The following is a 10,338-nucleotide window of genomic DNA, read 5'->3' on the forward strand; positions in this document are numbered from 1 at the left end:
CAGCAGTCCCTCCCGGGACCACAGATCAGATGTCAACCAAACTCACGGCAGACCCTTTCCTCCTACGGGTCAGGACGGGGGTGCCGGGCCAGAGGTCTCGGGCGGGCTGGGCACGGTGGGTGGGGGTGAGCGATAAAGGCATGTTCTTTCCTGGGCGGCCACCGTGCGATCCCCCCGTGGATGGAGGGGTGTGGGCCGGGCGGGAGGGTCAGTGGATGTAGGAGAAGACGCCCATCATCCCGGCCTCGGCGTGGTAAGCGTTGTGGCAGTGGGTTAGCCACTGGCCCGGGTTGTCCGCCTCGAAGTCGAAGACGATGGTTTGCCGGGGTTTGATGATGACCGTGTCCTTGCGGGCGCCATGGTCGGCCAGCTGGAAGGTGTGGCCGTGCAGGTGCATGGGGTGCCACATGTCGGTGTCGTTGGTCATCGTGACCCGCACGCGTTCGTCCAACCGGAGTTCGAAGGCGCCCTCGAGGGGGTTGGCCGGGTCGAAGCGTCGCCCGTTGATGCCCCAGTCGTACTCCATCATCGATCCGGTGAGGCGTACCTCGTGGGTCGTGGTCGGGTCCTTGGGTGGGAGCAGGACGGATTCGTGTGCCTTCAGTCGGCTGCCATCGAGCACGGTTCCGCCCAGGGTCTGTGGGAGCCGACCGGAGAGCGTGGTCTTTGGACCGGCTGCGATGATGCCGTAGGCGTGGCCGGTCTTGCCCTCGGGCAGGGCCAGTACGGGCACCGCCTGGTCGCCGAGGGTGATCAGCACGTCCAGGCGTTCGCCCATCCCCAGGACGACGGCATCGGCCTGGCGGGGCTGGACCGGGAACCCGTCGGTGTGGGTGATGGTCAGTTCCTGGCCGGGGATCCCGACCCGGTAGGCGGTGTCTCCGGCCGCGTTGATCAAGCGCAGGCGGATCCGGTTGCCCGGGGTGCTGGAGAAGGTGTCCGGGTCGGATGGGGGGCGGCCGTTGAACAGGTGCACGGGGATCTTCACGTCGCCGGCGTCCCCGCCCAGATAGTCGCTCTCAGCGCCCATGAGCATGTGCTTCATGGGCATGCCCGAGGAGCTGTCCTGGCTCATGGACCCGTGGTCCATGCCCGCCATGCCGGCCATGCCCTCCATGTCGCCGGACATGTCCATCCCGGCGGAGAGTTCCTCGACGACGTCCTGCGGTGTTCCGGTGATCCCGTCGAGCCAGTCGTCCAGGATCACGACCCATTCCTGGTCGTAGCTGAGGGGCTCGTTGGGGTCCTCGACGATCAGGGCCCCGTACAGGGCGCGTTCGCGCTGGGTGTCGAAGTGGGAGTGGTACCAGTACGTGCCCGGATGGGACAGCCGGAAGCCGTACGTATAGCGTCCTCCGGCGGCGATGGGGTCCTGGGTCACCCCCTGGACTCCGTCGGCGTCGTTGCGCAGGGCCAGCCCGTGCCAGTGCACGCTCGTGTCCTCGGGCAGGTCGTTGGCGACGCTGACCTTGAGCAGGTCCCCGGTCTGGGCGCGCAGCAGCGGCCCGTTGAGGCCGTCGTTGTATCCCCAGGTGGTCAGGCCCCGACCCTGGAGGGAGGTCTCGAGGGGTGCGGCGGAGAGCCGGTGGGTGACGGTGGTGCCCGAGGCGGCGCGTCGTTTCTCGTACTCGGCGACCAGCGGGTCGGTGGGCAGGATGCGCCCTGACGGTTGGGGGCTGATGGCGGGATCGGCGCAGGCGGCCAGCCCGGCCAGCGCCAGGGCCCCGACGGAGGCGCCCAGGAAGGTGCGGCGGGTGGTCAGTGAGGAGGTCATCGGTTCTTCTTTCCGTCATCCGGCCCCGTGTCGCAGGCGGGCGCGACGGGGCCGGGCATGGCTGATCAGTTGCTGGGTGAGGCCGGTGGCGTACCGGGGCTGCGTGCCGCTGTCACCCGGAGGTATTGGCGGACCCTGCGCTCACCGGTGGGGCGCGGCCGGGGGCTTTAGGTGCGGCTGACGGCCAGTTGAGCCAGTGAAGGGTCCACGGGGGCCGGAAATGGGCAACCCAGGGCAGGGGTGGTGCGGTCAGTCCCCCACCGGGGCTAGGCAGGAGGGCCCGGGAGGCCAAGTGGGACACGACAGGTGCCTTGGTCAGGGCCGAGGCGCAGGTATCGTCCACGGCCTCCAGGGCACAGACCGGCAGCCCGGGGTCGGCTGCCTCATCCCCGGCAGGCTCGGCCGGGAGCACGACCTCGGGCACCATGCCGGCCGGACCGATGGCCCCGGCCCGAGGTGATGAACAGTTGTGGCGGCGGCCGTACCGGTGGCGGCCCAAGCCGCGCTGGTGCCCGTACCAGCGTGCATCCCGAGCAGGCCCAGGATCAACACGAGGGTGCCCAGAACGGTTCGAAGGGCGGGCCAGCCGGACAGGGGGCGGCGGGGGGAGGTCACAGCAGCGATTCGGTGGTGTTCCCGCCGTCCGTGGTGGACAGCACGGTCGAGCCGACGACCAGCAGTGCTTCGGTCTGCCCGTCGTCGGTGATGCCCGTTCCCAGGGCGGTGGCCGTGCCGACCGGGCGGTCGCTGGCGGTCCAGGTGTCGCCGGCGTCGGTGCTGGTCAGCAGGTGTCCCTCGGTGCCGGCGCCCACGGCGGTGGTGTCATCGGCCCAGGCGACCAGGTGCATCAGCTGGGGGGTGTCCAGGGTGGTCCAGGTCGCGCCGTGGTCGGTCGAGCGCAACATGCCGGTTTCGGTGGTGGCCAGCACGGTCCCGGTTTGGGGGGAGATCGCCAGCGATGCCGGGGCGACGGGGATCTCAAGGCTCTGCCAGGTGAGGCCGTCGGTGCTGGCGCGCAGTTGCCCATCGAAGCCGAGGACCCCGTTCGGGCCGGCGGCCAGGGCGTGGAAATCGGATGCGCCGCCGCGGGAGAGCACCGTCCAGCTCTGGCCCCGGTCGGTGGACTCGGCCAGGCCCAGCGGCTCGGGCAGGTCGGTGCCCGGCGCGGGGTGACCCGAGGCCAGGTAGCGGCCCTCGGGAGTCAGGGTGAAACCCATGAAGTCCACGACCGGACCGACCTGGGTCAGCTCCCCGTCCTGGAGCCGGAACAGGCCCTGGTGGGTGGCCAGCAGCACCTCACCGGACTCGGGGTCCCGGGTGAGGGCATGGACGTGGGTGATGGCCGTGCCGGTGCCCTGCGTGCCGGTGCCGGCCGCCGGGGATGTCGCGGGGTTCGGCGCGGCGCAGGCGGTGAGGGTGCTAGCGCCGAGCAGGGTCAGCCCGCCGGCGATCAGGGTTCTGCGGGTCAGGGGGGTCATGGAGCCTTTCCGCCCCGGGCCAAAAGGCGGGGCTTCTACCATTGTCGGCCGGTGACGCGCCGGGATGGGGCGGTTTGCCTTGAAGATTCGATGAAGATTCCCCGCCCCGGCACCGTTCTGAGCCGCCGGGGCGCGAGACAGAGCGAGACTGGACCCATGAACTCTGGCACTGGGACTGACACTGGGACTGGTCCGGCGGCCGGCCGGGTGTTGGTGGTCGATGACGAGAAGCCGCTGGCGCGCATGGTGGCCACCTACCTGGAGCGGGCCGGCTACGAGGTGGCTCTCACCCACACCGGCCCGGCCGCAGTGCAGGCCGCCCGGGTTCACGAGCCCGACGTGATGGTCCTGGACCTGGGCCTGCCCGGGCTGGACGGGATCGAGGTGTGCCGGCGGGTGCGGGCCTTCTCCGAGTGCTATGTGCTGATGCTCACCGCCCGCGGCGATGAGCACCACCGGTTGGAGGGATTGGCGGTGGGGGCCGATGACTACATCACCAAACCCTTCAGCGTCCGGGAGCTGGTCGCCCGGGTGGGGGTGGTCATGCGCCGGCCGCGCACAACGGTGTCAGCCCCCGAACCGGAACGGGTCTGCGGTGACCTGGTCATCGACCTGGCCGCCCACGAAGCCCGCGTGTCGGGCCAGGTGGTGCAACTAACGCGCACGGAGTTCGACCTGCTGGCCGCCTTGTCGGGGCGCCCGCACCAGGCCTTCTGCCGGCGCCAGCTGATCGATATCGTCTGGGACCCGGCCTGGGTGGGCGATGAACGGCTCGTGGACGTGCACATCAAGAACCTGCGCCGCAAGCTCGGCGCGGACCCGGCCCGCTATATCGACACCGTCCGCGGGGTCGGCTACCGGATGGCGGAGCAATGACCGGCCGGCGGCGCTACCAAGGATTAGCGGCCCGGTTCTTCCTCGCCCAGCTGCTGGTGGTGGGGGCCAGCGTGCTGGCCGCGGTGGTGGTGGCTTCCCTGGCCGGCCCACCACTGTTCCACGAGCACCTGGAACAGGCCGGGGCCGGACACGATGCAGCCCAGATGCTGCACGTGGAGCAGGCCTACCGGGACGCCAATTTCTGGACCCTGGGCGTGGCCCTGGCCACGGCCTTGATCTGTTGTCTGGCATTGACCTGGCATGTCGCCCGCCGGATCCAGAGTCCGATCAACGCCCTGACCCAGGCGGCCAAGGCCATGGCCGGTGGACGGTACGACACCCGCGTACCGGCCATGGGCGCCGGCACCGAGGTGGAGGAGCTGGCAGGGTCTTTCAACACCATGGCCGCACGGCTTCAGCGCACCGAGGACACCCGTCGACGGATGCTCTCGGACCTGGCCCACGAGCTGCGCACCCCCGTCTCCGTGCTGACCGTCTACCACGAGGCCCTGCAAGACGGGGTGTCCCACTGGGACGAGCCCACCGGTGAGCTGATGGGCGAGCAGCTGGCCCGGTTGACCCGGCTGGTGGAGGACATCAACGACGTCTCCCGCGCCGAGGAGGGCCGGATCGAACTGGACCGCAGCCCCCAAGGGGTCAGCGGGCTGCTGCATGCCGCGACCGAGGCCCACAAGGAGGCCTACGCCACCAAGGGCGTGGCCCTGACCATGGACGCCGATCCGGGCCTGGCCGTGGACGTGGACCGCCAGCGCATGGGCCAGGTCCTGGGCAACCTGCTCACCAACGCCCTGCGCCACACCCCGGCCGGGGGCCGGGTCACCCTCGAGGCCCGACAAAACCCGTCCGGGGTCACGCTCAGCGTCACCGACACCGGGGAGGGGATCTCTCCCGAGCACCTGCCGCACGTCTTCGAACGCTTCTACCGCGGGGACACCGCCCGCGACCGTGACCACGGCGGCTCCGGGGTCGGCCTGGCCATCTCCCGAGCTCTCATCCAGGCCCACGGCGGCACCTTGAGCGCCACCTCCACCACGGCCGGGGCGACGTTCACCATCGACCTGCCCACCAAGCAGTCCCCCGACCAGCCCACCTACCGGCGCACCCGTTCATCCACCGTGAACACCGGCGCTCCACCCCTTGAACGATACCCCCGGGGGGTATATACCAAGAGGAGAGGCGCCGTCCGGCGCCGCCCTCAGACCTGAAGGAGACCGTCATGACCGAATCCGCCCGCACCCCGCTGCCGGGGGCCACCAACGACTGCTCGTGCTGCGCCCCAGCCGCCGACGCCACCGCCCCCGCCGGGGACCAGAGTGCCGACCCAACCGGGACGAGCGCCGGCGACGCGACCTACCAGGTGGAGGGCATGACCTGCGGACACTGCGTGGGCTCCGTCGCCGAGGCCGTGAGCGCCCTGGACGGGGTGGACGATGTCCGGATCGAACTGGTCGCCGGCGGGGCCTCCCCCGTCACCGTGACCGGGCCCGCCTCCGCGGACTCCGTGCGGACGGCCATCGAAGCGGCCGGCTACCGCGTCCGGATCTAACCGACCCATCCCCTCGAGGTCGGCGCCCCACCGCCGAGCCGGTCGCCGAACAGACCGCCGAGCAGAAGGAACACCATGAGCACCCCGCACCACCACGATCACCCCACCGACCAGACCGCCGAACACCCAGACCCGAACCCCCACGCCGGCCACGCCAACCACACCGACCATGCCGCCCACCACCCCGCGGACGCGGCCACCCACGGGCAGGCCATGCCCCAGGGCCACGCCCACTCGGCCCTGGACGAGGACCACCAGGTCCACGACCACGGTCAGCACGCCGGGCATTCCACCGCGATGTTCAAGAACCGGTTCTGGGTCTCACTGGTGCTCTCCATCCCGGTGGTGTTCTTCAGCCACATGGTCGGGCAGCTGCTGGGCTACCACGTCCCCGAGTTCCCGGGCTCGGCGTGGATCGCCCCGGTGCTGGGCACCGTGATCTACCTCTATGGCGGCATGCCCTTCCTGAAGGGCGGGCTGACCGAGTTGCGCGCCCGCCAGCCCGGGATGATGCTGCTGATCGCGATGGCCATCACGGTGGCCTTCGTCGCCTCCTGGGTCACGACCCTGGGCATCGGGGACCTGATGCTGGACTTCTGGTGGGAGCTGGCGCTGCTGGTGGTCATCATGCTGCTGGGCCACTGGATGGAGATGCGCGCCCTGGGCGCGGCCTCCTCCGCCTTGGACGCGCTGGCGGCGCTGCTGCCGGAGGAGGCCGAGAAGGTCGTGGACGGTGACACCATCACCGTGCCGATCACCGAGTTGGCCGTGGGCGATGTGGTGCTAGTGCGGGCCGGGGCCCGGGTGCCGGCCGACGGGACCATCCTCGAGGGCGCCGCGGAGTTCGACGAGGCGATGATCACCGGGGAGTCGAAGCCCGTGCTGCGCCAGGCCGGGGACACGGTGGTCGCTGGGACCGTGGCCACCGACAACACCGTGCGGGTGAAGGTGGCCGCCGTCGGGACCGACACGACCCTGGCCGGGATCCAGCGGATGGTCGCCGACGCCCAGGAGTCCTCCTCCCGGGCCCAGGCGTTGGCGGACCGGGCGGCGGCCCTGCTGTTCTGGTTCGCCCTGGTTGCGGCGATCATCACCGCGATCGTGTGGACCGCGATCGGCCAGCCCACCGATGCGGTCACCCGCACCGTGACCGTGCTGGTCATCGCCTGCCCGCACGCCCTGGGCCTGGCCATCCCGCTGGTGATCGCCCTCTCCACGGAGAAGGCCGCCAAGTCCGGGGTCCTGATCAAGGACCGGATGGCCCTGGAGCGGATGCGCACCATCGACGTGGTCCTGTTCGACAAGACCGGCACCCTGACCGAGGGCGCCCACGTCGTCACCGCCGTCACCGCGATGCCCGGCGTGTCCGAGGCAGAACTGCTGGCGGTGGCCGCCGCGGCCGAGGCTGACAGCGAGCACCCCGTGGCCCGGGCCATCGTCACCGCCGCCGGGCAGCACCCGCAGGCCAGCACGTTGCGCAAGCGCGGCACGGACTTCAGTGCTGCCATGGGCCGCGGGGTGCGCGCCACCGTGGACGGCTCCGAGATCCTCGTCGGGGGCCCGAACATGCTGCGCGAGCTTAACCTGACCGTGCCGGCGGAGATCACTGAGCACACCGCCTCCTGGACCGCGCGCGGGGCCGGGGTGTTGCACGTGCTGCGCGAGGGGTCCGTTATCGGCGCGGTCGCCGTGGAGGACATGGTCCGCCCCGAGTCCCGGGCCGCCGTGGCCGCCCTGCACGCCCGCGGCATCAAGGTCGCGATGATCACCGGCGATGCCCGCCAGGTCGCCGAGGCCGTCGGGGCGGACCTGGGCATCGACGAGGTCTTCGCCGAGGTCCTCCCCCAGGACAAGGACACCAAGGTCACCGAGTTGCAGTCCCGGGGACTGTCCGTGGCCATGGTGGGCGACGGCGTCAACGACGCCCCGGCACTGGCGCGGGCCGAGGTCGGCATCGCCATCGGCGCCGGCACCGACGTGGCCATGGAGTCCGCCGGCGTTGTGCTGGCCAGCAACGACCCCCGCGCGGTGCTGTCGATGATCGAGCTCTCCCAGGCCAGCTACACCAAGATGATCCAGAACCTGGTGTGGGCCACCGGCTACAACGTGCTCGCCGTGCCGCTGGCCGCCGGCGTGCTCGCCCCGATCGGGTTCGTGCTCTCCCCCGCGGTGGGCGCGATCCTGATGTCCGCCTCCACCATCGTGGTCGCCCTCAACGCCCAGCTGCTGCGCCGGATCGACCTGGACCCGGAGCACCTGGCTCCTCTCGAGCGCCCCCGGTCGCAGGCTGCCCTTCAACCCGCGACCTCCTGATCGCGCCTCTTGGCGCTAACTCTGATATGAACCCTCAACCCACTGTGGAAGGACCCACCATGAAACGCACCATGACGCTGACCGCCCTGGCCCTGGCCTCCGCCCTGACCTTGACCGCCTGCGGCACCGGCGCCCAGGACGAGAACGCCGGCGCTGAGGCCTCGGCCACCGCGACCAGCTCCGCCCCCGCCGCCACCCCCGCGGCCACGGACACCGCGACACCGTCCGCCACGGAATCGGCTACTAGCTCGGCGACCGGTTCGGCTGAGGAGGTCTCCGCCGAGCACAACGACGCGGACGTGATGTTCGCCCAAATGATGATCCCGCACCACCAGCAGGCCGTTGAGATGAGCGAGATGCTGCTGGCCAAGGATGACGTCCCGGCGGAGGTGGCCGCGTTCGCCCAGAAGGTCATCGACGCCCAGGGGCCGGAGATCGAGCGCATGAACTCCATGCTCACCGCCTGGGGCCAAGACCCCGTGGACACGGACGGCATGGACGGTATGGAGGGCATGGACCACGGCGGGATGTCCGGGATGATGTCCGAGGAGGACATGACCGCCCTCGACCAGGCCCAGGGCACCGAGGCCGCCCGGTTGTACCTGGAGCAGATGACCGCCCACCACAAGGGCGCCGTGGACATGGCCAAGGACGAGGCCAAGGACGGCCAGAACCCGCAGGCCGTGCAGCTCGCCGAGCAGGTCATTGCCGACCAGGAGGCCGAGATCACCGAAATGCAACAGATGCTCGACAAGCTCTGAGCACCGTCGTCCGCTGCGGGCATCCGGTGAGACGCGGCTGGCGATAGACCCCGAAACCGGAACGGGTCCTCCAGGAAAGGAGACGAGCATGCAGGACAAGATCAAGGTCGCGGTGAACGGGTACGGGGTCATCGGCAAACGCGTCGCCGACGCGGTCCGGGCCCAGGAGGACATGGCGTTGGTCGGAGTCAGTGACGTCATCGCTGACTACCGGATCGCGACTGCGGCCGGGAAGGGTATCCCCGTCTACGCCTCTACCGAGCAGGCCCTACCGGTGATGGCGGATGCCGGCCTTCCCGTCGTCGGAGGCCTGCACGACCTGCTCGAGAACGTTGACGTCGTGGTGGACTGCACCCCGGCCCAGGTGGGCGCCGGCAACCTGGAGCTTTACCGTGCCCACGGGGTCAAATCCGTGTTCCAGGGCGGGGAGAAGCACGATCTCACCGGCCACTCCTTCGTCGCCCACGCCAACTACGCCACCGCCCTGGGCCGGGACAGCACCCGGGTGGTGTCCTGCAATACCACCGCCACCGTCCGGGCCCTTACCGCGCTGAAGGACGTCGGACTGCTGTCCAAGGCCCGGGGGGTGCTCATCCGCCGGGCCACCGATCCGTGGGAATCGGACCACTCGGGGATCATGAACACCATCGTCCCCGAGGGCCGAATCCCCAGCCATCAGGGGCCCGACGCCCAGTCGGTGGTCCCGGACCTGGACGTGGTCACCATGGCCGCCAAGGGAGCCCACACTCAGAACCACCTGCACTACTGGACGATCGAGCTCACCCGCCCGGCCGAGAAGCAGGAGGTGTTGGAGGCGTTCCGGGCGATGCCGCGGATCGCCTTCGTCCGGCGCTCGGACGGCGTCGTGGCGGTCAATAGCACCGTGGAACTCATGGAGGACCTGGGCCGGCCCCGGGGTGATATGTATGAGGTGGCCCTCTGGGAAGACATCCTCACCGTGGACGGCAACGAGCTGTACTACACCTACACGGTGGACAACCAGGCGATCGTCGTCCCCGAGAACATCGACGCGATCCGGGCCCTCACCGGAACCGTCGACGACGGCGGCGAGTCCATCCGGCGCACCGACCGCGCCTTGGGGGTGCGCCAGGACTTCGTGCGCTCCTCGGTGGCTGCCCGTTGAACTGCGCGGCAGACGCCGCTGAGGCGGTGCCCGGCCCCAGGAATGGGGGGTGGTCGGACACCGCTTCGGCGGCCGCAGACTACCGCAGCGGTCCTATGGCCTCCGGTCAGGTGCGAGAGGCCGTCGCGATCGCGTTGATGGCCTCATCCAACACCGCATTGAACTGCGCTGGGCTCTGGGCCGTACTCAGCCCTTCGGTCAGGGCGCGGGAGAAGCTGGCGATCACGCCGTGGTTGCGGGCCAGCAGGGTGGTGGCCTGGGCCCGGGTATAGCCGCCCGACAGGGCCAGGACGCGGATCACTCGGGGATGGTCCACGAACTCGCGGTAGAAGTCCGACCGCTCCGGCAGCGTCACTTTGAGGATGACCGACTAGGGCATGTCTGACAATCGTTTGGACCATGCGATCACAGCATTCAGCACCACA

9 protein-coding genes are annotated in these 10,338 nt (G+C 70.1%); 6 read left to right on the plus strand and 3 right to left on the minus strand.

The window, feature by feature from the left end:
- Positions 1-208 precede the first annotated feature (208 nt).
- The gene (locus NR072_RS09070; protein WP_145951580.1) at positions 209-1,774 is read right to left on the minus strand and encodes a multicopper oxidase family protein; all 1,566 of its coding nucleotides are present in this window, start codon (positions 1,772-1,774) and stop codon (positions 209-211) included.
- Positions 1,775-2,385: 611 nt separating this feature from the next.
- Positions 2,386-3,252, minus strand: a complete 867-nt coding sequence (locus NR072_RS09075; RefSeq protein ID WP_044659899.1) for a F510_1955 family glycosylhydrolase — start codon at positions 3,250-3,252, stop codon at positions 2,386-2,388.
- Between the two features lie 156 nt (positions 3,253-3,408).
- Between NR072_RS09075 and NR072_RS09080 the strand changes: the two genes are divergently transcribed.
- From NR072_RS09080 to NR072_RS09105, 6 genes are all read left to right on the plus strand, one after another.
- Positions 3,409-4,128, plus strand: a complete 720-nt coding sequence (locus tag NR072_RS09080; protein ID WP_044659898.1) for a response regulator transcription factor — start codon at positions 3,409-3,411, stop codon at positions 4,126-4,128.
- Positions 4,125-5,354: a cell wall metabolism sensor histidine kinase WalK gene (locus NR072_RS09085; RefSeq protein WP_225348379.1), complete on the plus strand. Its 1,230-nt coding sequence runs from the start codon at positions 4,125-4,127 to the stop codon at positions 5,352-5,354. Before NR072_RS09080 ends, NR072_RS09085 begins: the two co-directional genes overlap by 4 nt.
- Positions 5,355-5,365: 11 nt before the next feature.
- Complete coding sequence (locus NR072_RS09090; RefSeq protein ID WP_044659896.1) at positions 5,366-5,695, plus strand: heavy-metal-associated domain-containing protein; 330 nt, start codon at positions 5,366-5,368, stop codon at positions 5,693-5,695.
- A gap of 75 nt (positions 5,696-5,770) precedes the next feature.
- Positions 5,771-8,008 (plus strand): copper-translocating P-type ATPase, encoded by a 2,238-nt coding sequence (locus NR072_RS09095; protein ID WP_044659895.1) that lies wholly within the window; start codon positions 5,771-5,773, stop codon positions 8,006-8,008.
- Between the two features lie 59 nt (positions 8,009-8,067).
- Entirely contained in the window at positions 8,068-8,769 is a 702-nt protein-coding gene (locus tag NR072_RS09100) for a DUF305 domain-containing protein (RefSeq protein WP_044659892.1), read from the plus strand.
- Positions 8,770-8,857: 88 nt separating this feature from the next.
- Complete coding sequence (locus NR072_RS09105) at positions 8,858-9,913, plus strand: type II glyceraldehyde-3-phosphate dehydrogenase (RefSeq protein WP_002854314.1); 1,056 nt, start codon at positions 8,858-8,860, stop codon at positions 9,911-9,913.
- A 106-nt stretch (positions 9,914-10,019) separates the two neighbouring features.
- On the opposite strand, the gene NR072_RS09110 is transcribed toward NR072_RS09105, so the two are convergent.
- On the minus strand, positions 10,020-10,268 hold the full coding sequence (locus tag NR072_RS09110; RefSeq protein ID WP_225348378.1) for a hypothetical protein: 249 nt from the start codon (positions 10,266-10,268) through the stop codon (positions 10,020-10,022).
- Positions 10,269-10,338 lie beyond the last annotated feature (70 nt).

It is taken from the genome of Micrococcus sp. Mcc89 (assembly GCF_024519795.1).
Classification (GTDB): domain Bacteria; phylum Actinomycetota; class Actinomycetes; order Actinomycetales; family Micrococcaceae; genus Micrococcus; species Micrococcus luteus.

What these genes read in the sequence shown, in the direction of transcription:
- NR072_RS09070 (WP_145951580.1), bottom strand. Translation starts at nt 1,774, where the DNA reads ATGACCTCCTCACTGACCACCCGCCGCACCTTCCTGGGCGCCTCCGTC.
- NR072_RS09075 (WP_044659899.1), bottom strand. Translation starts at nt 3,252, where the DNA reads ATGACCCCCCTGACCCGCAGAACCCTGATCGCCGGCGGGCTGACCCTG.
- NR072_RS09080 (WP_044659898.1), top strand. Translation starts at nt 3,409, where the DNA reads ATGAACTCTGGCACTGGGACTGACACTGGGACTGGTCCGGCGGCCGGC.
- NR072_RS09085 (WP_225348379.1), top strand. Translation starts at nt 4,125, where the DNA reads ATGACCGGCCGGCGGCGCTACCAAGGATTAGCGGCCCGGTTCTTCCTC.
- NR072_RS09090 (WP_044659896.1), top strand. Translation starts at nt 5,366, where the DNA reads ATGACCGAATCCGCCCGCACCCCGCTGCCGGGGGCCACCAACGACTGC.
- NR072_RS09095 (WP_044659895.1), top strand. Translation starts at nt 5,771, where the DNA reads ATGAGCACCCCGCACCACCACGATCACCCCACCGACCAGACCGCCGAA.
- NR072_RS09100 (WP_044659892.1), top strand. Translation starts at nt 8,068, where the DNA reads ATGAAACGCACCATGACGCTGACCGCCCTGGCCCTGGCCTCCGCCCTG.
- NR072_RS09105 (WP_002854314.1), top strand. Translation starts at nt 8,858, where the DNA reads ATGCAGGACAAGATCAAGGTCGCGGTGAACGGGTACGGGGTCATCGGC.